25 protein-coding genes, 1 other RNA gene and 1 pseudogene are annotated in these 26,434 nt (G+C 69.3%); 20 read left to right on the top strand and 7 right to left on the bottom strand.

The window, feature by feature from the left end; genetic code table 11:
- Positions 1 to 31 precede the first annotated feature (31 nt).
- Positions 32 to 289: a DUF3040 domain-containing protein gene (locus TPA0908_RS10340; protein ID WP_281936927.1), complete on the bottom strand. Its 258-nt coding sequence runs from the start codon at positions 287 to 289 to the stop codon at positions 32 to 34.
- Between the two features lie 522 nt (positions 290 to 811).
- Between TPA0908_RS10340 and TPA0908_RS10335 the strand changes: the two genes are divergently transcribed.
- From TPA0908_RS10335 to TPA0908_RS10315, 5 genes are read left to right on the top strand one after another with little or no spacing between them, the layout of a single operon-like run.
- Complete coding sequence (locus tag TPA0908_RS10335; protein WP_281936925.1) at positions 812 to 2,890, top strand: DUF1800 domain-containing protein; 2,079 nt, start codon at positions 812 to 814, stop codon at positions 2,888 to 2,890.
- Between the two features lie 14 nt (positions 2,891 to 2,904).
- Complete coding sequence (locus tag TPA0908_RS10330; RefSeq protein WP_281938523.1) at positions 2,905 to 4,278, top strand: DUF1501 domain-containing protein; 1,374 nt, start codon at positions 2,905 to 2,907, stop codon at positions 4,276 to 4,278.
- Positions 4,275 to 5,690, top strand: coding sequence for a ferredoxin reductase family protein (locus TPA0908_RS10325; protein ID WP_281936923.1), 1,416 nt, complete (start codon positions 4,275 to 4,277; stop codon positions 5,688 to 5,690). Before TPA0908_RS10330 ends, TPA0908_RS10325 begins: the two co-directional genes overlap by 4 nt.
- A 13-nt stretch (positions 5,691 to 5,703) precedes the next feature.
- The gene (locus TPA0908_RS10320) at positions 5,704 to 6,300 is read left to right on the top strand and encodes an FMN-binding protein (protein ID WP_281936921.1); all 597 of its coding nucleotides are present in this window, start codon (positions 5,704 to 5,706) and stop codon (positions 6,298 to 6,300) included.
- A gap of 50 nt (positions 6,301 to 6,350) precedes the next feature.
- On the top strand, positions 6,351 to 7,076 hold the full coding sequence (locus tag TPA0908_RS10315; RefSeq protein WP_281938521.1) for an FAD:protein FMN transferase: 726 nt from the start codon (positions 6,351 to 6,353) through the stop codon (positions 7,074 to 7,076).
- Positions 7,077 to 7,333: 257 nt separating this feature from the next.
- Here TPA0908_RS10315 and TPA0908_RS10310 read toward each other — a convergent pair whose 3' ends face one another.
- On the bottom strand, positions 7,334 to 8,005 hold the full coding sequence (locus TPA0908_RS10310; protein WP_107155866.1) for a bifunctional DNA primase/polymerase: 672 nt from the start codon (positions 8,003 to 8,005) through the stop codon (positions 7,334 to 7,336).
- A gap of 215 nt (positions 8,006 to 8,220) precedes the next feature.
- On the opposite strand from TPA0908_RS10310, the gene TPA0908_RS10305 reads away from it, so the two are divergent.
- The 7 genes from TPA0908_RS10305 (at position 8,221) to mctP (ending at position 14,990) form a co-directional block, all read left to right on the top strand.
- On the top strand, positions 8,221 to 9,450 hold the full coding sequence (locus TPA0908_RS10305) for a helix-turn-helix domain-containing protein (RefSeq protein ID WP_281936917.1): 1,230 nt from the start codon (positions 8,221 to 8,223) through the stop codon (positions 9,448 to 9,450).
- Between the two features lie 16 nt (positions 9,451 to 9,466).
- A complete protein-coding gene (locus TPA0908_RS10300; RefSeq protein ID WP_281936915.1) occupies positions 9,467 to 10,042 on the top strand; it encodes a flavoprotein in 576 nt (191 codons plus the stop codon).
- Positions 10,043 to 10,180: 138 nt separating this feature from the next.
- Positions 10,181 to 11,011 carry a Nif3-like dinuclear metal center hexameric protein gene (locus TPA0908_RS10295; RefSeq protein WP_281938519.1) on the top strand — a complete coding sequence of 277 codons (831 nt, stop codon included), beginning with the start codon at positions 10,181 to 10,183 and terminating at the stop codon, positions 11,009 to 11,011.
- Complete coding sequence (locus tag TPA0908_RS10290; protein WP_281936913.1) at positions 11,008 to 11,745, top strand: zinc ribbon domain-containing protein; 738 nt, start codon at positions 11,008 to 11,010, stop codon at positions 11,743 to 11,745. Before TPA0908_RS10295 ends, TPA0908_RS10290 begins: the two co-directional genes overlap by 4 nt.
- 5 nt (positions 11,746 to 11,750) lie before the next feature.
- Positions 11,751 to 12,962, top strand: a complete 1,212-nt coding sequence (locus TPA0908_RS10285; protein ID WP_281936912.1) for a bifunctional RNase H/acid phosphatase — start codon at positions 11,751 to 11,753, stop codon at positions 12,960 to 12,962.
- 133 nt (positions 12,963 to 13,095) lie between these two features.
- Positions 13,096 to 13,341: a DUF3311 domain-containing protein gene (locus tag TPA0908_RS10280; RefSeq protein ID WP_281936910.1), complete on the top strand. Its 246-nt coding sequence runs from the start codon at positions 13,096 to 13,098 to the stop codon at positions 13,339 to 13,341.
- Entirely contained in the window at positions 13,341 to 14,990 is a 1,650-nt protein-coding gene (mctP, locus tag TPA0908_RS10275) for a monocarboxylate uptake permease MctP (protein WP_281936908.1), read from the top strand. The genes TPA0908_RS10280 and mctP overlap by 1 nt, the downstream gene beginning before the upstream one ends.
- A 61-nt stretch (positions 14,991 to 15,051) precedes the next feature.
- Here the strand turns inward: mctP and TPA0908_RS10270 are convergent, their stop codons facing one another.
- Entirely contained in the window at positions 15,052 to 15,519 is a 468-nt protein-coding gene (locus tag TPA0908_RS10270; protein WP_281936906.1) for a MarR family winged helix-turn-helix transcriptional regulator, read from the bottom strand.
- A gap of 56 nt (positions 15,520 to 15,575) precedes the next feature.
- Between TPA0908_RS10270 and TPA0908_RS10265 the strand changes: the two genes are divergently transcribed.
- Positions 15,576 to 16,799 carry an MFS transporter gene (locus tag TPA0908_RS10265; RefSeq protein WP_281936904.1) on the top strand — a complete coding sequence of 408 codons (1,224 nt, stop codon included), beginning with the start codon at positions 15,576 to 15,578 and terminating at the stop codon, positions 16,797 to 16,799.
- 7 nt (positions 16,800 to 16,806) lie between these two features.
- Here TPA0908_RS10265 and TPA0908_RS10260 read toward each other — a convergent pair whose 3' ends face one another.
- Complete coding sequence (locus tag TPA0908_RS10260) at positions 16,807 to 17,568, bottom strand: sulfite exporter TauE/SafE family protein (RefSeq protein WP_281936902.1); 762 nt, start codon at positions 17,566 to 17,568, stop codon at positions 16,807 to 16,809.
- A gap of 114 nt (positions 17,569 to 17,682) precedes the next feature.
- Between TPA0908_RS10260 and TPA0908_RS10255 the strand changes: the two genes are divergently transcribed.
- The 6 genes from TPA0908_RS10255 to TPA0908_RS10225 all read left to right on the top strand — a co-directional run bounded on the left by TPA0908_RS10255 (position 17,683) and on the right by TPA0908_RS10225 (position 24,143).
- A complete protein-coding gene (locus TPA0908_RS10255; RefSeq protein WP_281936899.1) occupies positions 17,683 to 18,657 on the top strand; it encodes a serine hydrolase domain-containing protein in 975 nt (324 codons plus the stop codon).
- A 67-nt stretch (positions 18,658 to 18,724) separates the two neighbouring features.
- Positions 18,725 to 19,133, top strand: an RNA gene (gene rnpB, locus TPA0908_RS10250) — RNase P RNA component class A.
- A 415-nt stretch (positions 19,134 to 19,548) separates the two neighbouring features.
- A complete protein-coding gene (locus TPA0908_RS10245) occupies positions 19,549 to 19,764 on the top strand; it encodes a hypothetical protein (RefSeq protein WP_281936897.1) in 216 nt (71 codons plus the stop codon).
- A 294-nt stretch (positions 19,765 to 20,058) separates the two neighbouring features.
- The gene (locus tag TPA0908_RS10240; RefSeq protein WP_281936895.1) at positions 20,059 to 21,585 is read left to right on the top strand and encodes an RNA-directed DNA polymerase; all 1,527 of its coding nucleotides are present in this window, start codon (positions 20,059 to 20,061) and stop codon (positions 21,583 to 21,585) included.
- Positions 21,563 to 22,051 carry an SLATT domain-containing protein gene (locus TPA0908_RS10235; RefSeq protein ID WP_281936893.1) on the top strand — a complete coding sequence of 163 codons (489 nt, stop codon included), beginning with the start codon at positions 21,563 to 21,565 and terminating at the stop codon, positions 22,049 to 22,051. Before TPA0908_RS10240 ends, TPA0908_RS10235 begins: the two co-directional genes overlap by 23 nt.
- A 1,897-nt stretch (positions 22,052 to 23,948) precedes the next feature.
- Complete coding sequence (locus TPA0908_RS10225; protein ID WP_281575159.1) at positions 23,949 to 24,143, top strand: helix-turn-helix transcriptional regulator; 195 nt, start codon at positions 23,949 to 23,951, stop codon at positions 24,141 to 24,143.
- 90 nt (positions 24,144 to 24,233) lie between these two features.
- Here the strand turns inward: TPA0908_RS10225 and TPA0908_RS10220 are convergent, their stop codons facing one another.
- Positions 24,234 to 24,923: an HAD family hydrolase gene (locus TPA0908_RS10220; RefSeq protein WP_281936888.1), complete on the bottom strand. Its 690-nt coding sequence runs from the start codon at positions 24,921 to 24,923 to the stop codon at positions 24,234 to 24,236.
- Complete coding sequence (locus TPA0908_RS10215; protein ID WP_281938517.1) at positions 24,920 to 25,720, bottom strand: GntR family transcriptional regulator; 801 nt, start codon at positions 25,718 to 25,720, stop codon at positions 24,920 to 24,922. The genes TPA0908_RS10220 and TPA0908_RS10215 overlap by 4 nt, the downstream gene beginning before the upstream one ends.
- Before the next feature lie 210 nt (positions 25,721 to 25,930).
- Here TPA0908_RS10215 and TPA0908_RS10210 point away from each other — a divergent pair, with 210 nt between their 5' ends.
- Complete coding sequence (locus tag TPA0908_RS10210; protein WP_281936886.1) at positions 25,931 to 26,284, top strand: nuclear transport factor 2 family protein; 354 nt, start codon at positions 25,931 to 25,933, stop codon at positions 26,282 to 26,284.
- Between the two features lie 19 nt (positions 26,285 to 26,303).
- On the opposite strand, the pseudogene TPA0908_RS10205 reads toward TPA0908_RS10210, so the two are convergent.
- Positions 26,304 to 26,429: pseudogene (locus TPA0908_RS10205) on the bottom strand (helix-turn-helix domain-containing protein); the annotation flags it as partial.
- Positions 26,430 to 26,434: the final 5 nt, after the last annotated feature.

The raw sequence follows: 26,434 nt of genomic DNA, 5'->3' as shown, positions 1-26,434 counted from the left end.
CGGAGGCGTTGAGCGGGGCCCGTCCTTGCGCTCACCGCAGACGATGGCGGAAGCGCCACATCAGGGCGGCGTTGGCGACCAGCACCGTGGCGCAGATCGCCCCGGCCAACCTCCCGGCCAGCACGGTCATCGCCGGCAGCGAGGCCCACAGCGTGATCGTCAACAGCATCAGGTACCGGCCCCGGCGACCCCTGATCCGGTTGTCCAACCGGGCGAAGAACCGCGGATCGCTTTCCCGCAGCTGGCGGGTGATCTGTTCGAACCTGCGCTGATCCTCTTGGCTGAGCATGGCGATGCCTTCCCCTCACGGCTTCAGCGGTTCGGCGGCTTACCCGGATTCCCCGCCCGTCACGCCCCCCTGCCCCTGCTCGTTTCCCCGCCCCTCGACAACGAGCGCCCGGTTTCCCGGAAAGAGTGGCCATCCGAGGCGGAATGGCCACTCTTCCCGTGAATCTGCCCGGGGAGGGCGGGCGGGGGAGAGGGGTAGGGGAGGCTTAGCGGTGCCTTAAGTTTGCCTGTGGGGGTGAACGGGGGGTGAGGGCCCGATGGCGGGCGAAACCTCGCGTCCGGGCGGTTGGCGGGTGAGTCGGCCCTGCTCCGGGGGGTGCCGGGGGAAGGGGTCGACGTCGGGTGGCCCGCGCCGGGCCTGAGCACCGTCTTAAGTGTGCCCAGGAGCCGCTCCGGGCCGCCTTGAGCAGCCGGTCCGGCCTGGCTACTTTCCCGTAGCAACTCTCCGGCAACCGTCGCCGCCCCTCCCACCCAACCCCCGGGTGGCAGGCGTGCCGGCGCTCGAAGAAAACGGGATAGCTACATGGCCGACCTGAACGTGCCACCGCGTCGACCTCGGGACGACCGCGGCTGGGACGGATACCAGCACCCCCATCCGGACGGGTACCGCGACCTGGGCGCCACCGCCCCGTACGCCGGCGGTCACCCCGCCCCGGCGCCGCAGCCCGCCCCGGGCCCCCAGTGGGTCGGACCGAACGGCTTCGCCCCGGCCGGCCACGCGCCCGGCGCGGGTCACCCCCAGCCGCACCCCGGCTACGCCCAGCCCGCCGGTGGGTACCCGCCGCCGGCCGGCCCGGGACTGCCCAACCTGGACGACGACTCCGACGACGCCCCGAGTCGTGGCCGGCGTCGTGCCCTCGCCACGCTCGGCGGCGCGGCGGTGGTCGCCGGCGGCGCGGCCTTCGCGCTCTCCCCGCAGCTTCGCGGCCTGTTCTCGGACGACGTGGCGGCCGGTGACGCCACCGGCACGGTGACCACCGACGGCACCCAGGCGCGGCCCAGCGGCCAGCAGCCCAGCACGGTGCGGACCTACACCGAGCAGAACGAGAGCTACATGGGCTCGCGGGCGGGCGCGGCGCTCAAGCGCAACGCCCCGGCCGGCGGCCGGCTCTTCGGCAGCCCGGCGGCGGCCGCGGCGGCGACCGAGGTGACCGTGAAGACGGTGCTCGCCAAGGACCCGATCCGCCACCTGGCCAGCCGGACCACGTTCGGCCCGACGCCCAAGGTGATCGCCGACATCAAGAAGCTCGGCATCGACAACTGGCTGCGCCAGCAGTTGGAGCCGGAGAAGATCGCCCCGACCAAGGGTGAGCTGAAGCTGGCCGAGCTGCCCTCGTTGAAGCTCAGCCCGACCCAGCTCCGCGAGCAGCGCGACCAGCTCAACGAGCGCGGCGTCGACCCGGCCCGGGAGACGGTGGACGCCACCATCGCCCGGCAGATCTGGTCCGACCGCCAGCTCTTCGAGGTGATGGTCGACTTCTGGAACGACTTCCTGCACGTGGCGGCCGACTTCGACGGCGGCGAGACGTACCGCAACTCGTTCGACAAGGACGTCATCCGCAAGTACGCGCTGGGCAGCTACCCGGACATGCTGGTCGCCGCGAACAAGCACCCGGCGCTGCTGCTCTACCTGAACCAGGTCGACTCGCGCAAGGACGCGATCAACGAGAACCTGGCCCGGGAGAACCTGGAGCTGTACTCGGTCGGCGTCGACGGCGGCTACACCGAGAAGGACGTGCGGCAGGCCGCCATGCTCCAGACCGGCCGGGGCGTCGCGGACGGCAAGTACATGTTCTTCGGCGACCGGCACTACGTCGGCAAGGTGAAGATCCTCGGGTTCAGCCACGCGAACAACTCGAACGACCCGAAGGTCGCCGACAAGGTGATCGACTCGTACATCAGGTACATCGCGCTGCACCCGTCGACCGCGAAGTACGTGGCCCAGAACCTGGCCACCCGGTTCGTCTCCGACACGCCGCCGAAGTCGATCGTGGACCGGCTGGCGAAGGCGTACACCACCAACAAGGGCAACATCCGGCCGGTGCTGGCGACGCTGTTCAGCTCCTCGGAGTTCTGGGCCGCGGTCGGCCAGAAGGTCCGCCGCCCGATGGAGTACCTGGTCGCCACGTACCGGTCGCTGGGCGTGGGCCCGGACGCGACCGCCGGGTTCGAGGGCGACCAGCGGCGTACGCCGTTCGCGCAGGGCCTGCGGCAGATCCAGGACAAGATGCGCGAGCTGGGCCAGTACCCGATGGGCAAGCCCACCCCGGACGGCTACGCCGACGTCTACCTGGCCTGGACCTCGGCCGGCACCATGGTCGACGGCTGGAACGAGGCCGGCGACCTGCTCGGCGGCTGGCGCAAGCAGTTCACCTACGTGAAGCCGGAGAAGCTGGTGGCGAAGCCGCCGACGACCGCCGGGGCGTACGTGGACGCGTTGGCGCAGAAGCTCGTGCACCAGAAGCTGAGCGCCAAGGAGAAGAAGCTCGTGCTCGCCGTGGCCGGGGTGTCCGAGGGCGCCAAGGTCGACGCCACCTTCAACGGGGCCATCGCCGCGGTCGCGCGGACGATCCTCGCGTCCCCCCAGCACCACCTCCGGTGAGGCATTCGATGGAGATGACCGTGAACCCGTACCCCCTGCACCCCGAATGCCCCGACGTGCGGCGACTGGCCGACAACCCGACCGAGGCGCTGCTGCGCGCGGAGGCGGACATCGTCGCGGCCGAGAACGCGGCCGAGGCCGACCGGTACCGCCGGCTGGAGGAGGTCGAGGAGGCCCAGCAGGACGGCCGGGGCATCACCCGGCGTACCTTCGTGGCCGGCGCTGCGGCCACCGCGACCGCGCTGGCGACCGCGCAGTTCGTGACCACCTCGGCGTCGTTCGCGGCGACCAAGACCGGCACGCTGATCCACGTCTTCCTCTACGGCGGGCTGGACGGCCTGAGCCTGGTCGCCCCGGCGAACGACCCGGTGCTCGGCAAGTCCCGCCCCGACCTGCTGCTCGGCAACGACTCGCTGGCCCTGGCCCGCGGCTTCAAGCTGACCAGCGCGTTCGCCCCGCTGGAGAAGTGGCTCAAGGCCGGCCAGCTCGGCTTCGTGCCGGCCGTGTCGGACCCGCGGCTGTCCCGCAGCCACTTCCAGGCCGCCGACGCCTGCAACCTGGGTGGCCTGCCCGGCGAGACCGGCGGCCGAGGCTGGCTGGACAGCCTGGTCGACACGCTCGGCAAGGGCACCGCGTTCCGCAGCGTCGGGATCGGCAGCACGCTGCCCCGCTCGCTTGTCGGCGTGAACGGCGCGATCTCCCTCAACAACGTCGGTGAGCTGCGGCTCAACGGCGACGACAAGTACCGCGCGGCCACCGAGAAGGCGATCCGTGGCCTGTTCACCGGCATCAACCACCCGGTGGAGGAGGCCGTCATCGAGGGCATGGGCGCGCTGTCCACCGCCCAGAAGCTCGCCGCCAAGCCGTACGCCGCCGCGGCCGGCGTCAAGTACGAGGGCGTCGGGAACGCGTTCCAGCAGCTCGCCCAGCTCATCAAGGGCGGGGCGAACGTGCGGGTGGCGACCGTCGGCATGGGCGGCTACGACACCCACGAGAACCAGGGCACCAGCGAGGGCGGCCAGCTCTGGCGGCGGCTCAACGAGCTGGCCAACGCCATGGCCGCGTTCTTCACCGACCTGGGTGACAAGGCCGCGGACGTGACGGTCATGGTGTCCAGCGAGTTCGGCCGGCGGGTCGCCTCGAACAGCGGCGGCACCGACCACGGGCACGGCGGCGTGGTCACCGTGCTGTCCGGGCGCAAGCTCGCCGGCTCGCTGCTGGGCACCTGGAACGGCCTGGACAAGTTGGACAGCGGCGACGTGCCGGAGTACAACAACATGTTCAACGTCTACGGGTCGGTGGCGCAGGGCCGCTTCGGCCTGACCGCCGCCCAGGTGGACAAGGTCTTCCCCCGGCAGAAGTTCACCCCGATCAAGATGTACGCGTGACGTATCAGCACACCGACGCCGCCGGCCGTCGTACCGGGCACTCCGCCCCGTACGGCGGCCGTCCGGCTGCTCCCGTACCACCGGGCCGGCCGCGTCGCGGGCCCGGCGGCCGGCGGGCGCTCGCGGCGGCGTTCTGGCTCGGTCTGGTCGTCGCGGTCCTGCCGTGGTGGCTGGCCACCCCGGCCGGCTCGCTGGCCGACACCGCCGACCTGCTCACCGCCGGTGGCCGGATCACCGGCCTGATCGCCGGTTACCTGCTGCTGGTGCAGGTGCTGGCGATGAGCCGGCTCGGCGTGCTGGAACGGGCGCTGGGCGGCGAGCGGATCTCCCGCCTGCACCGGGACCTCGGCGCGACGCTGCTGGTGGCGGTGCTCACCCACATGGCGCTGCTGGTGGTCGGCTACGCCCGGCAGGAGCGCAACTCCGTGTTCGGCGAGGTCGGCGCGCTGCTCACCGACTACGAGGACATGCTCTCCGCGTTCGTGGCCGCCGGGATCATGGTGGTGGTCGGGTTCACCGCGGTCCGCGGCATCCGCCGCCGGCTGCCCTACGAACTCTGGTACGCGCTGCACCTGACCAGCTATCTCACCCTGCTGCTCGGCTACGCGCACCAGTTCAGCAACGGCGCCCAGCTCTACGAGCCGGGGCCGGTGCGCACCGGCTGGATCGCCGCGTACCTGCTGGTGGTGGCCGCGCTGCTGTGGGGCCGGCTCATCGCGCCGCTGGTGTTCAACCTGCGGCACAAGCTGCGGGTGGCCGACGTGGTGGCGGAGAGCCCGGACACCGTCTCGGTCTATCTGACCGGGCAGCGGCTCAACCAGATCGACATGCTCGGCGGCCAGTACTTCCGCTGGCGGTTCCTCAACCCCGGCGGCTGGTGGCAGTCGCACCCGTTCTCGGTCTCGGCGGCGGCCAACGGCCGCTGGCTGCGGCTCACCGTGAAGGTGGTCGGCGGGCACACCGCCGACCTGCGCGACCTCACCCCGGGCACCCGGGTGTGGGCGGAGGGCCCGTCCGGCACGTTCACCGCCGCGCACCGCACCCGGGAGCGGGCGCTGCTCATCGCCGGCGGCAGTGGCATCGCGCCGCTGCGGGCCATGCTGGAGGAGCTGCCGCCCGGCGCGGCGCTGATCTACCGCGCGCGTACCCCGGCCGACGTGCTGCTGCACCAGGAGCTGGACTGGCTCGCCCAGGCCCGGCAGACCTCGGTCTGGTACGTCATCGGCCGCCGCGACGACCCCGGGCCGCGCCAGGTGATGAACCCGGAGGGGCTGCGCCACCTGGTGCCGGACCTGACCCGCCGCGACGTCTACCTGTGCGGGCCGGGCGGCCTGGTCGACGAGACCGTGCGGGCGCTGCGGGCGGCCGGCGTGCCCCGCCGCCAGATCCACCTCACCGCGTTCGAGCTGTAGGAAGGCATCCACCATGCGTCGCGCGCTGATCGCGATCACCGGACTGGCCGCCGGCACCACCGCGCTTGTGGTCCTCAAGGGCGGTCCCGGCGCCGGGCAGGCCACCGCCGGTGACGTGCCGGCCGCGTCGGCTCCGGTCGCGCCGGGCGGCTCACCCGCGCCCGACGCCCTGCCGCCCGCCGCGGCCGGCGTGACGCCGTCGGCGGCGCCCAGCACCTCGGCGAAGCCGAGCGCGAAGCCCTCCGCCGACCGGACCCCGGCGACCCGGAACAGCACCCGGACCCGGACCGCCCCGGCCGCGCCGAAGACCACCACGAAGGCGCCGAAGCCCACCACGCGGACGGTCACCGGGCCGACCGTCACCTACCGGTACGGGTCGCTGCGGGTGCAGATCACGCTGAGCGGCAGCCGCATCGTCGACGCGACCGGGCTGGACATGCCGGTCGGCGGCCAGGAGGGGCAGCGCGCCGACGACGTGCAGGCCCGCTACAGCGGCAGCTCCGGCGAGGTGGTGGCGAAGCAGAGCGCCAACCTGAACACCGTCTCCGGCGCCACGTACACCAGCACCGCGTACAAGCAGTCGTTGCAGTCCGCCCTCGACAGGGCGTGACGCGGTTGGCCGCCGCCGGCCGTCCCGGCCTGCGTCGGGTCGAGCAGATCATGGGTACGGCGATCAGCCTCGACCTGGCCGACGACCTGCCCGCCGCCACGTCGCACGAGCTGGCCGAGCGCACCTTCGACTGGCTGCGCGAGGTGGACGCCCGGTTCAGCACGTACCGGGACGACAGCGAGGTGTGCCGGCTGGACCGGGGTGAGCTGCGGGCGGTCGACGCCTCCGGCGACCTGCGGGCGGTGCTGGCGCGCTGCGCCGACCTGTGGACGGCCACGGACGGCTTCTTCGACGCGTACGCCACCGGGCGGCTGGACCCGTCCGGCTACGTGAAGGGGTGGGCGGCGCAGGTCGCCTCGGACCGGCTGGCGGCGGCCGGCGCCCCGAACCACTGCGTGAACGCGGGCGGCGACGTCCGGGTCCGGGGGCACAGCCCGACCGGCGAGCCGTGGCGGATCGGGGTGCGGCATCCGTGGGACCCGGCGGCCACCTGCCTGGTGCTGACCGGCACCGACCTGGCGGTCGCCACCAGCGGTGTCTACGAGCGCGGCCACCACGTGGTCGACCCGCGCCGGGGCACGCCGGCGGCCGGCCTGCGTTCGGTCACCGTGGTCGGCCCGGACCTGGGCGTGGCGGACGCGTACGCGACGGCAGCGGTGGCCATGGGCGAGCCCGGCATCGCCTGGCTGGACCGCCTTCCCGCGCCCTGGCGGCACGCCGTGGTGACGGACGACGCCCGCCTCCTCCGCTCCCACGCCCTCCCGGTCGCCCCCTGAAGGGGCCGGGGTCAGCGGAGCGGGCGGTGCAGGATGGCGGGGCGGGAGCCGGTGGGGCGAGGTCGCCCGGGGCGGGCGCCGCGTGGGCGGGTGAAGCCCCACGGGTGCGGGTGCCGGCGGTGCCGTGCTGGTTCCGTGCCGCCGGTGTGGCGGGCCGCGTCGTCCCTGGACATCCTCAACCCCCGCTCTGGCGCGTCCGCGCCCTCGCCAGGCTCAACGAGCCCGGTGCCGGGGAGTCGCTCTCGGCGACAGTCGGGTCAGCGACCCCGGCGGGGCAGCGGGAGGTGACCGGGGAACAGCTCCGGGGTGAGCGTGACGCCGGCTGCCCGCAACGCCGCGATCAGCGCGTTCTGCACCAGGTAGGAGTCGGGGAGCTGCCAGCGGGCCTGTTCCGGGGCGACCGCCCAGCGCACCGCGCCCTCGGGCAGTCGGGTGGGCGGGGCCGGGATCCACGAGCCGGGGCCGTGCCGCACCACGTGGAAGCAGTGCTCCAGCTCCGGTCGCAGCGGGTCGCCGGGGCGGACCAGGAACATCCAGCGGCCGGTCGGGGTGACCAGCACCGGCCCGCGTACGCCGAAGCCGGCGGGGTGGGCGGCGACCGTCTCCAGCACCTGCCGGCCCAGGTGGGCGGCGACCTCCAGCACGTCGAACGCGCGCCCGGTGGGCAGCAGCACCCCGTGCGGGCGGCTGCGCCACCAGGTGGCCACCCGGGCCGGGTCGGCGCTGGCCGCGTGGTCCCACTCCTCCAGCGCGGGGTGGCAGCCCACCGTGGGGCAGCCGGCCCGGCCGCAGACGAAGCGACTGTTGGCGAGGCAGGCGCCGGGCGTGACCGGCCAGCCGTGCAGCGCGTACCGGATCGCGACCCGTCGCAGCCGCACCCGCTCCAGCGGCGACAGGTGAGCGACGCGCGGTCGGACGTTCCCCCACATGTGTGCCATCCCCTCTCGCCCCACCGAATCGTCCACCGCCACACGTCGAGGACCGTCACTGCCGTAACCCGGGATCGTTGACCTGACGAATGGCCGGTGCAACTTGCAAAAAGACTATGAGAACTGGCTGGTCGGCTGACGTACAACCTGTGCGACCAGGGCAAATCTGGTGAACGTGCGGTGACCGGCCGGCGCCGACAGGGGGAGGAGTGGGGATGGACGAACTACCCATAGGCCGGCGGGTGGCGTACTGGCGGAGTCGTCGCAAGATGTCCCAGCAGGTCTTCGCCGACCGGCTCGGCAAGTCCAAGAGCTGGGTGGACAAGGTGGAGCGCGGGGTCCGCCGGTTGGACAAGTTCTCCGTGCTCTACGAGATCGCCGACATCCTCCAGATCGACGTGCAACTGCTGCACGGCAAGGACCCGGAGCGCCGCAGCGACGCGCTCAACTGCATCGACCAGGTCGAGGTGGAGGAGATCCGCTCCGCCCTGGAGCGCTACGACTCGATGAGCGCCTACTTCGACGCGGCGCCGTACCCGCCACCGCTCGCCGACATGCGCAAGGCGGTCAACCACGCCTGGCTCACCTACCAGTACGGCCGCTACGGCATGCTCACCCGGGCGCTGCCCAAGCTGCTGCGCGACGCCCAGGCGGCGGACGCCGTCTACGGCGGCGACGACCAGGGCCGGGAGGCCGCCCACCTGCTCGGGCAGGTCTACCAGATCGCCTCCTCGGTGCTGCGCAAGCTGGGCGAGTGCAACCTGGCCTGGCTGGCCGCCGACCGGTCGATGGCGGTGGCCCAGCGGGCCGACGACCCGCTGCTCGCCGGCATCGCCACCACCCGGGTCTGCAACGCGCTCGTCGCGATGGGCCGCCCCCGCCCCGCGCTCGAACTCAACGTGCGGATCGCCGACCGGCTCGCCCCCGGCAACGACACCGACGCCCGGCCCGAGCGCCTCTCGGTCTACGGCTCGCTGCTGCTCCAGGGCGCCATGGCCGCCGCCCGGATCGGCGACTCGGCGACCGTGGACGACCTGATCAGCGGTGCCGCCGAGGCGGCCGTCCTGCTCGGCGGCGACCACAACCACTACTGGACGTCGTTCGGCCCGACCAACCTGGAGCTGCACCGCGCCGCCGCGGCGGTCGAGCTGGGGGACGGCGGCCGGGCGGTGGAGACCCACCAGCGGCTGCCCACCGCGGCGTTCAACGCGCTCCTGCCGGAGCGGCGCGCGCACCACCTGCTCGACCTGGCCCGGGGGTACGCCCAGATCGGCGACGTCGCCAACGCCGGCGACATGCTGTTGCAGGGCGACCGGCTCGCGCCCTCCGAGATCCGGTGCCGACCCATCGCCCACGAACTGATGTCGGACGTGCTCCGTCGCACACGTGGTGCGCCGCCGCCGCCGATTGCGGAGTTGGCTGAGCACATGGGAGTCGGAGTATGAGCGCGGGCCGGGCCCGATGAGCGGTCCGCACACCAGCGACGGGCACCCTCGGGTGCTCTACGTCATCGCCTGCGGTTCGCCGCTGGCCCGTCACGTCGGCCGGCTGGTCGACCTCGCCCGATCCGACGGCTGGACGGTCTGCGTGGTCACCACGCCGGACGGCGCGAAGTTCGTCGACCGGGCGGCGTTGGCCCGGCAGACCGGCCACCCGGTCCGTACGCACTACAAGAACCCGGGTGACCAGGACGTGCTGCCCGCGGCGGACGCCATGCTGGTCTGCCCGGCGACGGTCAACACGGTCAACAAGTGGGCGGCCGGCATCACCGACACGCTCGCGCTCGGCCTGCTGATCGAGGCGCAGGGGCTCGGTGTGCCGATCGCGGCGGTCCCGTTCACCAACGTGGCGATGGCCGGGCACCCGGCGTTCCGGGCCAGCCTGAACCGGCTCGCCGAGTGGGGTGTCCGGGTGGTCTTCGGCGACCACGTCGTACGCCTGCACCCGCCCGGGACCGGCGAGCAGCACCTGGACGCGTTCCCCTGGGAGGCCGGCCTGGCCGCCCTGCGCGGCGCGGCCCGGCCGTTGGCCGCCTGAGGTGTAAGCACGGGCCCCTTGTCAACGCATTCGGTGGTGCAGGGGGCCCCGCTTAACGCCGTGGGCGTGGAAACCGCCGGACGGCCGGTAAGCTGGCCGGCCGTGAGCACAACCGGATCGCCGCCCACGGTCGCCGACGTGGTGGCCGCCCTGGACCGCCGCTACCCGCCCGCCTGGGCGGAGGAGTGGGACCGGGTCGGCCTGGTGGTGGGCGAGCCCGACCAGCCGGTCCGCCGGGTCGCCTGCGTGGTCGACGTGGTCCCGGAGACGGTGGACGAGGCGCTCGCCGCCGGCGCCGACATGATCGTCGCGCACCATCCGCTGCTGCTGCGCGGCGTCTCGTCGGTGGCCGCCACCACGTTCAAGGGCCGGATCGTGCACCGGCTGATCAAGGCCGACGTCGCCCTGTACGTGGCGCACACCAACGCCGACGTGGCCGACCCCGGCGTGTCCGACGCGCTCGCCGCCCGGTTCGGGCTGACCGGGCTGCGTCCGCTGCACCGGCCCCGCCCCGGCTCACCGGCCGACGCGCCCGGTCGGGGCATCGGCCGCATCGGCGAGCTGCCCACGCCGGTCACGCTGGCCGAGCTGACCCGGCTGGCCGCCGACGTGCTCCCGGTCACCGCCTGGGGCGTTCGCGCCGCCGGGGATCCCGGGCGTATGGTTCGTACCCTCGCCGTCAGCGGCGGCTCGGGGGACGGCTTCCTGGCCGAGGCGACGGCGGCCGGGGTGGACGCGTTCCTCACCGCGGACCTGCGCCACCATCCGGCCGGCGAGCACCTCGCCGCCGGGGGCCCGGCCCTGCTGGACGCCGCCCACTGGGCGACCGAACGGCCCTGGCTGGACGACCTGGCCGCCCACCTGGCCGACGACCTCGGCGTCGAGACCGTGGTGTCCGACCTGGACACCGACCCCTGGACCGTGCACGCCGCCGCGCCCCGACCGGACGACAAGGAGCCCCGACCGTGAAGGCTGACCCGAAGGTGCAGCGTCGCCTGCTCGACCTCCAGGCGATCGACACCACGCTCGCCCAGTTGGCGCACCGCCGCCGGAGCCTGCCGGAACGGGCCGAGCTGGAGGCGCTCGCGCGCGAGCTGTCGGCGCTGGAGGACGAGCGGGTCCGTGCCCAGGTGGCCGTCGACGACCTGGACCGGGACATCGCCCGGTTGGAGAAGGACGTCGACCAGGTGCGGGCGCGCAAGAGCAAGGACGAGGCCCGGCTGGCCTCGGGCAGCGGCCCGGCCCGGGAGCTGGAGGCGCTCCAGCACGAGCTGGTCTCGCTGAACCGCCGGCAGAGCGACCTGGAGGACGCCGAGCTGGAGCTGATGGAGCAGCGGGAGACCGCGCAGGGCGTGCTCGACGGCATCGAGAGCCGCATCGCCGAGGCCCGGGAGCGGCGGGCCGCGACCGAGCAGCGCCGCGACGACGCGCTCGCCGAGATCGCCAAGGAGGAGGAGTTCAAGCGCACCTCCCGCCAGCCGCTCGCCGGTGACCTGCCGGCGGACCTGGTCACGCTCTACGACAAGATCCGCGAGGACACCGGAATGGGCGCCGCGCTGCTCACCGGTGGTCGCTGTGGCGGCTGCCGGCTGGAGCTCTCCGGCGCCGACCTGGCCCGCATCCGCAAGTCGGACCCGGACGACGTGGTCCGCTGCGAGGAGTGCCGCCGGATCATGGTCCGGACCAACGAGTCGGGGCTGTAGCCGCCGTGGCGGTACGCGCGGTCGTGATCGAGGCCGACGGCGGCTCCCGGGGCAACCCGGGCCCGGCCGGCTACGGCGCGGTGGTCCGGGACCCGGAGACCGGTGAGGTGCTGGCCGAACGCTCGGCGGGGATCGGCACGGCGACGAACAACGTGGCCGAGTACCGGGGCCTGATCGCCGGGCTGGAGGCCGCCGCCGAGCTGGGCGCGGCCGAGGTCGAGGCGCGGATGGACTCCAAGCTGGTGGTCGAGCAGATGTGCGGCCGCTGGCAGATCAAGCACCCCGGGCTGCGCCCGCTGGCCGCCCAGGCCGCCGGGCTGGTCGGCCGGTTCACCGCCGTCCGGTTCACCTGGATCCCCCGGGAGCGCAACAAGCACGCCGACGCGCTGGCCAACGCCGCCATGGACGCCGCCGCCGGCCGCGCCCCGACGGCGGCGGCGCCGCGTGCCGCGCAGCCGCCGCGCGAGGTCGCCGGCCCCGACTCGGCGGCCCGGGCCGCCGCCCGCGAGGTGGCCGCCCGCGCCGCCACCGCGAAGGCCACCGGCACCGACCCGGCCACCACGCCGGCCTCCTGGGAACCGCGCCCGACCGAGGAGGGCACCCGGTTGATCCTGGTGCGGCACGGGGAGACCGACCGCACCGTGCAGAAGCAGTACTCCGGTCGCGGCGACGTGCCGCTGACCGCGCGGGGCCGGGCCCAGGCCCGGGCCACCGCCGCCCGGGTGGCCGCGCTGGCGCCGTCCGTCGCGGCCGTGGTCAGCTCACCGCTGTCCCGGTGTACGGCCACCGCCAGGGCGGTCGCCGCGCTGGTCGGCAACCCGCCGGTACGCACCGACGACGACCTGATCGAGTGCGACTTCGGGGTCTGGGAGGGGCGTACGTTCGCCGAGGTGCGGGACGGCTGGGCGGGCGAGTTGGACGCCTGGCTCGCCTCCACCCGGGTCGCGCCGCCGGAGGGGGAGTCGTTCGCCGAGGTCGCCGAGCGTACCGGCCGGGCGGTGGACCGGCTGCGGTCGGCGTACCCGGGGGAGACCGTGGTGGTGGTCTCGCACGTCTCGCCGATCAAGCTGGTGCTGCGCGACGCGCTGGCCGCCGGCGACGCGTTCCTGCACCGGCTCTACCTGGACACCGCGGGCGTCTCGGTGCTCGACCTGTACCCGGACGGCGGCGTCGCGGTCCGCTCGGTCAACGACACCGCCCACCTCGGCGACCTCTGACCGGGAGTCGGCCGTTCGGCGCAGCCGGGCGGCCGTTCGGCGCATCGACGTCCGCCTGTCGAATGTGACCGCGCTCACGGGGTCGTAGCCTCCGGCCGTCACCTGGCCCGCTACGACTTCCCGGAGGTTGTCAATGGCCACACCGGAACCGGAGGCGCTGGACACGGCGCGTTCCCGGGCGAAGGACAAGAGCCCCTGGAACTGGCTGCTCTTCATCCCGATCGTGGTGCCGCTGATCCCGGCCTTCTTCAACGCCGACTCGCCCCGGCTGTTCGGGTTCCCGCGCTTCTACTGGCTGCAACTGGCCTGGATCCTGCTGGGCGTCGGCACCACCACGCTGGTCTACCAGATGACCAAGAAGAAGCGGGGTGACCACTGATGTGGCGTGACCACCTCACCGAGATCATCGTCTTCTCCGTGCTGTTCCTGCTGGTCAGCGCCATGGGCTTCGTGGCCGCCCGGTGGCGCCGGCCCCAGGACATGGCCCACCTCGACGAGTGGGGGCTGGGCGGGCGCAGCTTCGGCGGCTGGATCACCTGGTTCCTGGTCGGCGGTGACCTCTACACCGCGTACACGTTCGTGGCGGTGCCGGCGCTGATCTTCGGGGCCGGCGCGGCCGGGTTCTTCGCCGTGCCGTACACGATCGTCATCTACCCGATGGTGTTCCTGGTGCTGTGCCGGCTCTGGTCGGTCTCGCACCGGCACGGCTTCGTCACCCCGGCCGACTTCGTCCGCAACCGGTTCGGCTCGCCGATCCTGGCGCTGCTGGTCGCCATCACCGGCATCGTCGCCACCATGCCGTACATCGCGTTGCAGCTCGTCGGCATCGAGGCGGTGCTCAAGACCATGGGTGTCACCGGGGACAGCGCGGTGGCCCGGCACCTGCCGATCATCATCGCGTTCGCGATCCTGGCCGCCTACACCTACCAGTCCGGGCTGCGCGCGCCGGCGCTCATCGCGTTCGTGAAGGACTCGCTGATCTACGTCGTGATCCTGGTGACGGTGGTCTACCTGCCGTACAAGCTGGGCGGCTGGGGCAGCATCTTCGACGCCGCCGACGCGAAGTTCCAGGCGACGGCCAACAACCCGAACGACGGCATCCTGCTCAACGCCAACAACCAACTCCAGTACGTGACGCTGGCGTTCGGCTCGGCGCTGGCGCTGTTCCTCTACCCGCACAGCATCACCGGCGTACTGGCCAGCCGGAACCGGGACGTGATCAAGCGGAACATGTCCGCGCTGCCGGCGTACAGCCTGCTGCTCGGGTTGATCGCGCTGCTCGGCTACATGGCCATCGCGGCCAACGTGAAGCCGCTGCCCGGCGCGAAGGAGGGCAGCGTCGACGGCAACACGGTGGTGCCGCTGCTGTTCGACCAGCAGTTCCCGGACTGGTTCGCCGGCGTCGCGTACGCGGCCATCGGCATCGGCGCGCTGGTGCCGGCGGCGATCATGTCGATCGCGGCGGCGAACCTGTTCACCCGCAACATCTACAAGGAGTACCTGAAGCGGGACGCGACGCCGGCGCAGGAGGCCAACGTCTCGAAGATCACCTCGCTGGTGGTGAAGGTCGGCGCGGTGGCCTGCATCGTCTTCCTCGACCCGCAGTTCTCCATCGACCTCCAGCTCATCGGCGGCGTGATCATCCTCCAGACGCTGCCGGCGGTGGCGCTGGGCCTCTACACCCGCTGGTTCCACCGGGGCGCGCTGATCGCCGGCTGGGTGGCCGGCATGGGCCTGGGCATGTGGATGCTCTACCAGATCGGCAACCCGGCGACCGGGAAGAAGCACTTCGCCGGCTCGGCGTTCCCGCTCTCCGAGTTCGGCTTCGACACCAAGAAGACGATCTACGTGGGGATCGTGGCGGTGCTGGTGAACCTGGTGGTGGCCGCGCTGGGCACGCTGGTGCTGCGGGCCGCGAAGGTGGCCGACGGCCCGGACGGCACCACGCCGGACGACTACTTCGCCGACGAGGACACGCCCCGCGTCTCCGCCGACCGCGCCGACCCCGCACCCGAACCCGTCGCGTGAAAGGAGGGGCCCCCTGTTAACGCATTCTGCATAACAGGGGGCCCCTCCTAACCAGCCACCGTCAGCGGCGACGGTTGCGTGCGTCGAGCGCCTCGTTGAGGCGGTGCAGCAGTTCCGCGAGCGTGTCCCGGTCGTCGTCGGACCAGGCCGACAGCATCTCGCCGTAGAGCCGGGTCCGCGCGGCCCGCACGGCCGCCATCCGCTGGAGCCCGGCCGGCGTCGCGGTGATCACCGTGCCGCGACCGTCGGCCGGGTCGGGGGTACGCGCGATCAGGCCGTCGCGCTGGAGCGCGGAGACCTGCCGGGTGACCGTGGAGCCGTCCAGGTTCAGCCGGGCGGCGAGCGCCGAGACGTTCTGCGGGCCGGCGTCGTCGAGGTGCCGCAGGATCACGTACGCCGCGCGGTCGAGCAGCCGGTGCTCCATGGTGCCGGTGCCGCGCCGGGTGGCCTCGCCCAGCCGCATCAGCAGGGCGACCTCGGTCTCGATGCGGCCGAGTGTGACTTCCTTCGCGTGGTCGTCGTCGCTCATAGCTGTATGATACAAGGAAATTACCTGTACGATACAGCTATCTGGGAGGTTGCGGAGTGGATCGGCGATCCGAACCCAACCGCAGTGCCATCTACGCCACCACGCTCGTGGCGTTCCTCGCCATCGCCGGCATCGCGGTGGTGGACCCCATCCTGCCCGCCATCGGCGAAGCCATCGGCGTCACCGCCTGGCAGGTCGAACTGCTCTTCACCGCGTACATCGCGGTGATGGCCGTCGGCATGATCCCGGCCACGCTGGCCAGCGGGCGCTTCGGCTTCAAACCGGTGCTCATCACCGGCGTCTCGGTAGTCGGCCTGGCCGCCATCGGAGCCTCGTTCAGCAACGACATCGTCCAGCTCTCGGTGCTGCGCGGCGTCTGGGGGCTGGGCAACGCGATGTTCTTCGCCACCGCCATGGTGGTGCTGGTCAACCTCGCCAACGACCGGGAATGGGTGGTCGGCCTCTTCGAGACCGCGCTCGGCCTCGGCTTCGCCGTCGGCCCGCTCATCGGCGGCCTGCTCGGCGAGGTGAGCTGGCGGCTGCCGTTCTTCGTCTGCGGCATCTTCATGGTGCTCGCGCTCGGCGTCGCCGCCCGCAAGCTCCGCGAACCCACGAACAAACAGCCTCCGGTACGCGTCGGCCAGATCTTCGCCACCTACCGCCGGCCGGCGTTCGTCACGCTCTGCGTGGTCACCGCCGCGTACAACTTCGTGTTCTTCGTGGTGCTCGGCTACACACCGCTGTTCCTGCGCCTCGACGTCATCCCGCTGGGCCTCGCGTTCACCGGCTGGGGCTTCGGCCTGGCCGCCGGCATCCTGCTGATCGGCCACCGGCTCGCCCACCGCATCGGCGCGGTGCAGACCGTCGGCGTGGCCATCCTCGGCCTGCTGGTCTGCATGGTGCTGTTCGCCACCTCCACCGGCACCGCCATGTCGCTCGTCGTGCTGGTCGTCGCCGGCCTGTTCATGGGCCTGGCCAACGCCAACCTGACCGACCTGGCGCTCGGCCTCGGTTCCGCCGACCGGCGCGTCGCCACCGGCGCGTTCAACCTGGTCCGCTGGGGCGCCGCCGCGCCCGCGCCGATCATCTCCGGCAAGCTCGCCGAACACGGCCTGGCACTGCCGTTCTGGGTCGGCTTCGGGGTGCTCGCCGTCGGCGTGCTGGTCTACCTCGCGTTCGGTCACCTGATGGCCGCCGGCTACGGCGAACGGGTGATCTGGAACCGGGCCGCCCGCGCCGCCGAACACGCCCCGGAGGAGCCGGTCGGGGAGGCGTACTGACCGATCGTCAGGTCAGCGCGCGCCACAGCAGGTAGAGGCCGATCGTGGTGCCGAACAGCACGATGACCGTCTTCAACACCACCGCCGGGAGCCGGCGGGCCAGCCGGGCGCCCGCGTACCCCCCGACGACGGTGGCCGGCGCGACCACCGCGACGGCCACCCACTGCACCGGACCGAACAACGCGAAGACCACCAGCGTGGTCAGCCCCACCACGGCCGAGAGCAGGTTCTTCACCGCTGTCACCCGGGCCAGCGTCGCGTCCAGCACCAGGGCCAGCCCGGCCACCAGCATCACCCCGAGCGCCGCACCGAAGTAGCCGCCGTACACCGTGCCGACCAGGACCATGGTCTGCACGGTGACGGTACGGCGGCGCGGGCTCAACCGCGACGGATGGCCCACCAGCCGGCGCAGCGGATCCTGGAACGCGAGGATCGCGGTCGCGCCGAGCACCAGGAACGGCACCACCACCTCGAACGCGCGCGCCGGCGTGGCCAGCAGCAGCACGCAGCCCAACGCCGTGCCGACCGCCGCGGTGGGCAGCAGCGCCCACAACGCCCGACCGCGCGGCAGATCCGCCCGGCTGCCCACCACGCTCGCCGCGTACCCCGGGAAGACCGCCACCGAGTTCGACACGTTGGCCGCCACCGGCGGCAGCCCGGTCGCGATCAGCGCCGGGAACGTGATCAGCGAGCCGCCGCCGGCGACCGCGTTCACCGTGCCCGCGGCCAGACCGGCGACCAGCAGCAGCGCGACGTCGGAGAGGTCCATGATCCCCGAGGCTAGTACGCCCCGGTCCGGCTGTCCGGGTACGAGTCGGGGGGACCACTGTGCGGCCCGGGTTCCGGTATAACCAGGCGTGACGAGGGCCCGGGGGAGGCATCGATGCGGGACAGACTGGATGACGCGCTGCGCGCCGGCCAACTCGACGGCCTGCACGCCGTCGTGGCGGTTCGCGGCGACGAGACCGTGTTGGAACACTACGGCGTCGGCGAGGACTTCACCTGGGGGCGTTCGCTGGGCGTCGTGGAGTTCGGGCCCGGGACCCTGCACGACATCCGCTCGGTCACCAAGAGCGTGACCGCGCTGCTGTACGGCATCGCGCTGGGCGACGGGCTGGTCCCGGCGCCGGGGGAGCCGCTGCTGCCGCACCTTCCGCGCTATCCCGACCTGGCGGCCGATCCCGCGCGTGCCCGGCTCACCGTCGAGCACGCGCTGACCATGTCGCTGGGGCTGGAATGGCGCGAGGACCTTCCGTACGACAGCCCGGCCAACGCCGAGATCGCGATGGAGCTGGCCCCGGACCGGTACCGCTACATCCTGGAGCGGCCTGTCGTCGAGCCGCCCGGCACCCGGTGGGCCTACTGCGGCGGCGCCACCGCCCTGCTCGGCCGACTGATCGCCGACGGCACCGGGCAGCCCTTGCCGGAGTACGCGCAGGCGACGCTGTTCGGCCCGCTGGGCATCAACCGCCACGAGTGGCTTGTCGGCCCGGACGGAGTGGCCTCCGCCGCGTCCGGGCTGCGGCTCACGCCCCGCGACCTGGCCCGGCTGGGCGAGCTGGTGCTGCGCGAGGGAGTGTGGCACGGCCGCCCGCTCGTCCCGGCCGACTGGCTCCGCACGATGCTCCAGCCGCGCCTTGAGACCGAATGGGGCGCGCGGTACGGCTACCACTGGTACCTCGACTCCGTCGCGGGCCACGAGCTGGTGGCGGCGATGGGCAACGGCGGTCAGCGCCTCTACGTCCTGCCTGACCTGGACCTCAGCGTGGCCGTCACCGCCGGCAACTACGACGACCCCGAGCAGTGGCGGACCCCGCTCGCGTTGCTGGAGCAGGTCATCCTCGCCGAGGGCGGGTGACGCGCCGGGAGGCGTCGGGGCGGAAATGGGCGCGGCGGTCGCGTCGTTAGGATGGGGGCGCGACGGACGAGTCGACCGGGCGGTCGCGTCGGCGGGCCTTGGCCCGTCGCCGAGGAACGTCCGGACTCCACAGGGCAGGGTGGTTGCTAACGGCAACCCGGGGTGACCCGCGGGACAGTGCCACAGAAAACAGACCGCCGGCCCGTCAAGGGACGGTAAGGGTGAAACGGTGGGGTAAGAGCCCACCAGCACCCCGGGTGACCGGGGTGGCTCGGTAAACCCCACCCGGAGCAAGGCCAAGAAAGGGCCGTCACCGCAAGATGACGACCCGCGCAGACGCTTGAGGGCTGCCCGCCCGATGTCTGCGGGTAGGCCGCTGGAGCCTGCCGGCGACGGCAGGCCTAGATGGATGGCCGCCGCCGGTGCGCCTACGGGCGTGCCGGGCACAGAATCCGGCGTACAGGTCGACTCGTCCGTCGCCCACCAGCTCAGAGACCTGATCAAGGCTCTGAGCTGGTTCTATGTTCAGGCGTCGATGGTCGTTCATGGTCAACATTGGGCGGCGTTTGACGCCCTGACGACGCCCTGACGCCCTGGAGACGCCCTGAGCGGTGGCTCAGTTGACCTCATCTCGGGCCAGGCTCGCTGTGCCGCTGTCGGCCGTCTGAGGGGTCGGCGCTTGATGGTTCCGGAGCGGGGCCGGCGGCTGTGGGGGAGGGCCGGGCACGTCCTGGCGGTGGAGCTGGTGCCGCGACCCGGTGACCCAGTGGCAAGCCAGTCCCGGGGTTGGACTGGCGCGGCAGCCGGAAGCCCCGACGCACGACCAGGCCGACCCGCTGGCTTCCGTAGCGGCCTCGGTGACCCCATTCATGGATGCGGTGGGATGAGTGCGTGCCGGAGCTGCTGGAGCACCTGGGAGAGATGGGTCTCGTCGGGCTGGTCAAGATTGACGGGGAGTGGGAGCGCAAGCCCTGGACCGTGGTGATCTCAGGGCAGCGGCTCGACGGTGCGGCGATCAGGGTCGACGGGCAGAGCCTCGACTACTGCCTGAAGCATGCGGTCGCCGCGCTTCACAAGCGCTTCCCGGACGAGCCCGCGCTGAGCTGAGGTCCCTACCGTGGGGCGGTGTCCCGGCGGCTGTCGGTGGCTCACCGCCCCGGCGCCGTAGGCGGCCGGGGCGGCTTGCCGCCGGCCGGGCTTGCCGCCCCGCACCGCGCGGAGCGCGGTGCCTTGATTAGCAAAAGATCTATTCGGCAGTCGGATTACTGACTGCGGCACTGGCTTCAAGCAGGGTGCACCTAGGCTCAGTACGGGCATATCCAAACGAATCGCATAAAGGCGACTATGCTGCTCACGAATGGCGAGCTTGGTGTTGTGGGAGGCAATGTAGAGTCTCACGTCATGGCAACGGGGGACGCTGCAGGCCCTGCTGAGTACTTAGACCTGGCCTGGTCGCACGTCGGTGCCTGTTCCGGGGATCTCGATTTGCCTGATCCCATCGCGTTTGCTGACATGAGGCATGCGTGGCAGATGCAGCGAGAGGTTTTAATCAAGCGCATCCTCGCCGGTGACACCCAGCCAGCAGACCTTGAGGTCATAGACCTGCCCAAGAATGAGCTTCTAGTTCGCCCCCTCGCGCGCGTCAGCCTTGAAAGCCGTTTGATGTATGAGGCTGCGGTGCTGTCGATGATCGAGAAGATCGACGGTGAAACTCCGAAAGCGGTGTTCAGTCACAGGTGGCTAGCTTGGCAGAAGAGACTTTACGCACCGGTAGGCCGCTGGATAAAGATGTTCGATGAAGCTGTAGCATTTCATCGAGCGAACCCCCATTTGCATATGATTCGCGCTGACATATCGGCATTCTACGAGAATGTGGATCCATCTATACTTTTGCGCGAGCTGGCAGCGTTAGATCCGCCGAAGTGGGCCTACGAGACGATAGAAATATTCTTGAAGGCCTTCAACGCGTTCAACAATGTGTGGGGGCTTCCGCAAGGATTCGACGTCACGGGGGTTTTGGCAAACTACTACCTTCTTCCGGTGGATCAACTACTTGAGCGCGAGGGTCTAACGCACTTCCGGTACTCAGACGACATGTTCATTTTCGGCGAGGACTGGTTGTCTCTCCGCGCTGTACTTCTTGAAATTACTAGGACTCTCCGTAGTCGTCGACTAGTGCTTGCGGGCTCCAAAACGGAGATTGTCCCGAGCGACGGTGTACTCGACTTGCTCTCAGATGCAAGAAAGAATGCCATAAATTATGGCATCGCCACAGGGGACTCAAGGACCCCTCATGAACTTCGAAGGTTCTTTGACGACGCCGTAGCCGGCAGCCCTGTTGATAAGCGAGATTTTACTTTCAGCCTGACAAAGCTAGGTGATATTAAAGATGATTACGCCGTAGCCTGGGTCCTAGAGAATATCGGATCTGTTCCTCATGCCAGTCGTGAAGCGCTTAACTATCTTGGCATATTCCATAAAAGTTCAACATATGGTGGTCAGGTAGCTGACTTTATTTCAAATAGTAAGCTTGCATGTTACCCTTTTGCGCAGCAGAACGTGTTTTTGTACTTGATTAGGAATCGGGTTTTCGAAGAGTCGGCGGCAAAGGCGGCATGGCAGATTCTGGTAGACAGAAATGCGGCTGGGTTCGTGAGGGAGTTCGCGGCTCGTTATCTCGGATTGCATGGTGGGCAGTACAGGACTTTACTGCGAGACCAGTTTAAAGAGGAGCGAGACTCCAAGATTCGCCGCGCCCTCCTCGTGGCGTGTTATGAATCCGGTAATTATGAGCAAGATGCCCTTGCTGTTGTCTCGAAGTCTTCCGCAGCGCTTCGCCTAACTGCGGAATACCTCAGGAGTGGCCCGAAGAAGATCCCAGTTCCTATGGCAGGCAGGTTTCCCTATGACCGTCTCCGACTCACATGACCGACTTGCGAAAGAGTATGCACGTCTTTACGAGGACTGCAACTATTCTTCTCTAACATACTTCAACGCTGCTAAGTCAGCAGAATTTTCGGCTAAAGCAATTGTCTTTTGGCCTGCTGTTATCAGTGCTTTGGCGTCATTGTTGGTGGCGCTCAACCAGCCTCGTGAGTGGAGTGCCGTGAGCGCGCTAGCGAGTGCAGTGGTAGCAACTGCGACATTCTTAGGTGCCGGTAAGAGGGCAGACTCACTAAAGGAATCTGCTAAGAAGTTAACGGTGCTGCGCCACAAGGTTCGCTTGGAAATGGCGCTCTCGCCCGATCGTGATAGTGAGATGCTTGAGAGGGTGGTCCGTGGGCTCCGTGAAGAGTATGGAGCGATAGTTGCTACGAATGAGACCGTATCCGACCGCTTTTTTAAGCTCGCTCAGAAGCAAATGGATAAGAAAGTTCTAGAGTATGAAGAGTGATGCTAGGGTCCTGCTAGCGAATTTTTGCGCTACTGCCTCAAGGGTAAGCGGTGCTGGCCTATCTTAATTCCTTGCTTGCGATTCCCGCGATTATTGGATTTATGGCGCTTGCGTATGCCTGCGTTACGCTCATTTACAAAACGGCTGAGTATTTCGTCCTTCGAAACATGGCAAAAGAGGTTTACGACCTCCATGCTCATCACCCTGACTACGTCAGATCTGTGATAACTCTGCCGGGAGCCTCAGTATTTGTCGCCATTTTAGCGGGCGTTGGGATCAATCTAGCGACTGGTGACGGTGGAGATGGTAGGACATTCGCTGCCGGACTGACTCTCATGGTTGTTAGTCTGCCTATAGCATGGTGGCTTGGCTTCGTAATGATTACGACCTCGGACGGTCAGGTTGGCCGAGCCCGCAGGGCGCTGATTCGCCTAGCTCGCATCTCGACCGCCTTGGAGGATCCCTTAAGGTCGGATGAAAGATTAGTGCTGCTTATACCCGAAGTTCGCCGACTTCGAGCGACGGGGAAGCGACTGCATAGCTATCGGAGTAACGTAAAATTCAGGCCGTGGCTACGTGGAAGGTTGAGTGATACAAGTAATCGTGCAATCACCATCACGCTTTATGTAATGCCGGCATTCTCGTTGCTTTTCGTAAGTCTAAATGTTCTCGACAGAGAGACTCCGAAGAATTCATTCTTTGTCTACTCTTTGATGGCTTTCCTCGTTGCGGGGGGATGCAGCGGGCTGCTCAGTCCTATACTGGGCTGGCTGAACTATCAGTTAAGATGTAGGCACTTTGGAAGTCGCCTCGAAATGGAAGCCAACCAGGTTCTGCGCCGGCTGGACAGCATTCAGGCGAAACTGCGAAGAAATTCAATGAAAGCGGTACCCGTGAAGTCGGCGCCCGAACATGGGATGAGCCAAATTCGGCGTTTTATTCGACGACTTCGATGCCTGCGAGGCTTTTGAGTAGATAACAGCTTTTGAGGCTGTCGGAGTCAGAATTGAGCCCATAGTTGTCAGCGCCAGCACCTTTCGCCGCCGGTGCCTCAAGGGCTCGTCTGGCTCGTGCCCTCGCCGATGCGCGCATCCTGGGCTGACCAATCTGGTAAAACCACCATATCGGCCTAGCGGGGTTCCGTCTAACGGTTTAACGGTCGATATTGCTGTTGCTTACTCTGGGAGTGTCCGCTGTACGGCACGCCGTGGAGGCTCTCCTTGATTGGGGCATTCAGTAGCCGTATGCCGGCTTTAAGTACGAACAATTCTCTGCGAGCTTCGGCCTCGCCTTTTTGATTAAGCTGATAGCCATCCAGCCATGTCCAGCCGTCGTAGGTCTGTAGGTCTGTGCGGATCTTTATTAGGCGGAAGACGATCGGTTGTACGAATTGTGGACTGGCTGTCCGGGTTAGGTGCAGCACGTCACCGGCTTTCACGTCGGCTCTTCCTGTCCCGCCAGGCACGTAGGGTTGCGCCAGCTGCTGCTAAACGGGGGCATCCGTCGTCAGCGCACTTCGAGCAGACGGATCGGTGGTGGAAGTCGACGACGTAGCCCGCCATCAGGATGGGGAAGGGGGGTTCTGGCTGTTGTTCAGGGAGCAGCACGGTTCACCTCTGGTTGAGGCGCTTGAGGACGACTGACGGACGAAGCGCGCCGGCTTTGGTCATTAACGGCTTCTCTGGGCCGGGAGCGGCTACTTTGCCGACCCACTTCTCTGCCTGCGGGGTGCGTGTGGAGGAGACCGGCTCGCCGGCTACGTAGTCAACCGGATGATCAGGGCGCTGGAACCACTTGAACCTAGTCATGCGTAAAGAGTAGACGACTAGAGCAGGCGTGAACTAGGTCTGCATCAAGTTGATACATGCCTAGGCGACGCTTGCCTAGCGTCAGTGTCATGGGCAAGAAGCTGCGGTTGGTGGGCTCGGGCGAGATCCGAACCATGCTCGGCGGCGTCTCCCGGCAGCGCGTCTACCAGATCACCAACCGGCGCGACTTCCCTGAGCCTGTGGCCACGCTCCAGATGGGCAACGTCTGGCTTGCTGAGGATGTTGAGGCTTGGATCGCTGCCAGGCGCGGGGACCTGGACTAGCTCGTAGCCGTCCCTCGCGTTGGTACTCCAATCCGAGGCAACGAGAAACGCCCCGGTGATGATCCCCGGGGCGCTCGTGTGCGGAGGGTGCTACAGCTCGTCGACGGCGAACGCCGATACCAGCTCGGCCATGCTGTCGATGACGGCGTCTGCGGCGGCGAACCGCTCGCGCTTGCCGGGCTTGTTGGCGTACCCGATGGCGGGGACCCCGGCGGCGTGGGCGGCCTCGATGTCGGTCTCGGAGTCCCCGGCGAGGACGCATTCCGCCGGCTCGGCGCCCAACTCGCGGACGGCTTCCCGCACCGGGAACGGGTCCGGCTTCATGCGCTCCGGTGCCGCATACGGCCGGCCGATGACCGGGTGTACGTAGCCGCTCAGCCGGCGGGCGCTCAGGAAGGCGTGAACGGACTCGGCCGAGTTGTTTGAGACGACGGCGACGCGGCGGCCGGTCTGCTGGGCGGCGACGATGACCTCTCGGCCGTACGGCGTGGGCGTGGCGGTGCGGGCCGCGGTGACTTCCTCGCGGGTCATCGCCTGGTCGATCAGGCGGACGACGGCCGGGCGCCCGAGCGTGGCGGTGAAGCGGAGCACGGCGAGCGGATCACGTTCGGCCAGGATCTCGGGCGGCAGGGTCACGCCCTGGTCGACGAGCAGCCGGCGCAGTTCGTGGGCGACGGTCGGCGCGGGACGCTGGGCGAAGATGCTGCACACGGGGCCGTCGAAGTCGAGCAGGATCACTCGGGCGCGGTCGATCACCTTGGCCAGGTCGGCGGCGGTCACGAGGCGTACTCGCGGGCGATGGTGCCCCACAGGCTGTCGAACCAGGCGCGGGCCTGTTCGACGTAGAGGGCGTCATTGCTGGTGTCCTCGTCGCTGGGCGTGAACGGGAAGAGGATCGCGTCCTTGCCCATCGCGTCGTAGATCGCCATCGGCTTGCCGTCCACGGAGACGGTGTGCTCGACGACGGGATAGAAGCCGAAGAAGGCTTCCTGCTCGTTGATGATGAACAGCTTGAACAGCGGTGCGGCGTTGTGGACGCGTACCTCGGTGGTGGCGGTCTTGACCAACCCGAGGTCGGCAAGCTCCTGGACAGCGTCGGTGACGGCGTGGATGGACCGGTCGGTGATCCGGCGGGCTCGGGCACGGATGCCGGGGTCGTCGGCCTGGTCCTCGGCGCGGCAGGGGATCGCCATCGGGGCGGTCATGTCGGAGATCAGCACGCGTACCCGGATGGACTCCGGCGTAAGGCGACCGATGCGGACCTTGTCCAAGGTCTCTTGGATCGCGTTGTACAGCGTCTCTCCGGAGAAGCCGGCGAAGTCGATTGTGACGTTCGTGGCCTCGAACGCTCGCTCGATGTGGGGCCGTAGTCCCACCGGGCGTTCGGTGTTGGCGCGGACGAAGGTGCCGCTGCCCTGACGGGTCACGATCAGGCGCTCGTCTTGCAGCTTCCGCAGGGCGGCTTTGATGGTCTCGCGGGCGACGCTGAACCGTTCGACGAGGTCGTGTTGCGACGGCAGCTTCTCACCGGGAGCGAACTTCCCGGTCTTGATCTCTGCGCGGAGAGTGGCCGCGATCTGCTCTGCGGGGGGTTCAGTTGTCTAATGCTGTTGTGAATCGTTGCAGCGACGTGGGCGGCTGGGTGGCCCGAGAAATGGAAGTGATCACCTCCCCGTCTCGGAGTAAGGCTTAGGACCCCGGTTGTGCCGCTACCGCCGTGCTGGGCTGGCATTCTGCCGCGAGCGAACCCGCTTGTCTTGTTGCGGGGCGCTGTAGAGGATCGCGGGATGGATCTCCATACTGCGGAACGGCAGCTCCAAGCCGCGCAGCGCGCCGGCGATGTCGAGTCCCTCGACGGGCTTCTGCATTCCCGTGTCGTGGGCGCAGGACCAGATGGCACGGTCTTTACGAAGGAAGATGACCTAAAGAGCTACCGCTCGGGGGCCCTGCGCATCACTAACCTGGTGGAGGAGTCGCTCGATGTCCAGGAAGACGGCGAGACGGGGGTGACCCGCATGGTCGCTGCGGTGGATGCCGTTCAGGGCGGTGCCGTTGTGTCCGCGCGGTTGCGCTACACCCGGCTGTGGGTGCGTGAGGACGGCAACTGGCGGGTGCTGGCCGCCACCTTCGTCCCGGTCTAGTGAGCGCTTCACCTGTGGTGAGGTCGTCTGCTGGGGCGGTGAGCAGAGTGATCGCTTCGCGGATGTAGCGCCAGGCGGTCGCGGTGTCGACGGCGAACCCGTCTGCCAGCCGAGTGACCGGGTCACCGTCGAGTAGATGCGCTACGGCCC

The organism is Micromonospora sp. AKA38, assembly GCF_027925725.1.
GTDB lineage: Bacteria > Actinomycetota > Actinomycetes > Mycobacteriales > Micromonosporaceae > Micromonospora.
The sequence above is the reverse complement of the archived record's forward strand: the minus strand, read 5'-3'. Positions and strand labels throughout refer to the sequence as shown.

What these genes read in the sequence shown, in the direction of transcription:
- TPA0908_RS10340 (WP_281936927.1), bottom strand. Translation starts at nt 289, where the DNA reads ATGCTCAGCCAAGAGGATCAGCGCAGGTTCGAACAGATCACCCGCCAG.
- TPA0908_RS10335 (WP_281936925.1), top strand. Translation starts at nt 812, where the DNA reads ATGGCCGACCTGAACGTGCCACCGCGTCGACCTCGGGACGACCGCGGC.
- TPA0908_RS10330 (WP_281938523.1), top strand. Translation starts at nt 2,905, where the DNA reads ATGACCGTGAACCCGTACCCCCTGCACCCCGAATGCCCCGACGTGCGG.
- TPA0908_RS10320 (WP_281936921.1), top strand. Translation starts at nt 5,704, where the DNA reads ATGCGTCGCGCGCTGATCGCGATCACCGGACTGGCCGCCGGCACCACC.
- TPA0908_RS10315 (WP_281938521.1), top strand. Translation starts at nt 6,351, where the DNA reads ATGGGTACGGCGATCAGCCTCGACCTGGCCGACGACCTGCCCGCCGCC.
- TPA0908_RS10310 (WP_107155866.1), bottom strand. Translation starts at nt 8,005, where the DNA reads ATGTGGGGGAACGTCCGACCGCGCGTCGCTCACCTGTCGCCGCTGGAG.
- TPA0908_RS10305 (WP_281936917.1), top strand. Translation starts at nt 8,221, where the DNA reads ATGGACGAACTACCCATAGGCCGGCGGGTGGCGTACTGGCGGAGTCGT.
- TPA0908_RS10300 (WP_281936915.1), top strand. Translation starts at nt 9,467, where the DNA reads ATGAGCGGTCCGCACACCAGCGACGGGCACCCTCGGGTGCTCTACGTC.
- TPA0908_RS10280 (WP_281936910.1), top strand. Translation starts at nt 13,096, where the DNA reads ATGGCCACACCGGAACCGGAGGCGCTGGACACGGCGCGTTCCCGGGCG.
- mctP (WP_281936908.1), top strand. Translation starts at nt 13,341, where the DNA reads ATGTGGCGTGACCACCTCACCGAGATCATCGTCTTCTCCGTGCTGTTC.
- TPA0908_RS10270 (WP_281936906.1), bottom strand. Translation starts at nt 15,519, where the DNA reads ATGAGCGACGACGACCACGCGAAGGAAGTCACACTCGGCCGCATCGAG.
- TPA0908_RS10260 (WP_281936902.1), bottom strand. Translation starts at nt 17,568, where the DNA reads ATGGACCTCTCCGACGTCGCGCTGCTGCTGGTCGCCGGTCTGGCCGCG.
- TPA0908_RS10255 (WP_281936899.1), top strand. Translation starts at nt 17,683, where the DNA reads ATGCGGGACAGACTGGATGACGCGCTGCGCGCCGGCCAACTCGACGGC.
- TPA0908_RS10240 (WP_281936895.1), top strand. Translation starts at nt 20,059, where the DNA reads ATGGCAACGGGGGACGCTGCAGGCCCTGCTGAGTACTTAGACCTGGCC.
- TPA0908_RS10235 (WP_281936893.1), top strand. Translation starts at nt 21,563, where the DNA reads ATGACCGTCTCCGACTCACATGACCGACTTGCGAAAGAGTATGCACGT.
- TPA0908_RS10225 (WP_281575159.1), top strand. Translation starts at nt 23,949, where the DNA reads ATGGGCAAGAAGCTGCGGTTGGTGGGCTCGGGCGAGATCCGAACCATG.
- TPA0908_RS10210 (WP_281936886.1), top strand. Translation starts at nt 25,931, where the DNA reads ATGGATCTCCATACTGCGGAACGGCAGCTCCAAGCCGCGCAGCGCGCC.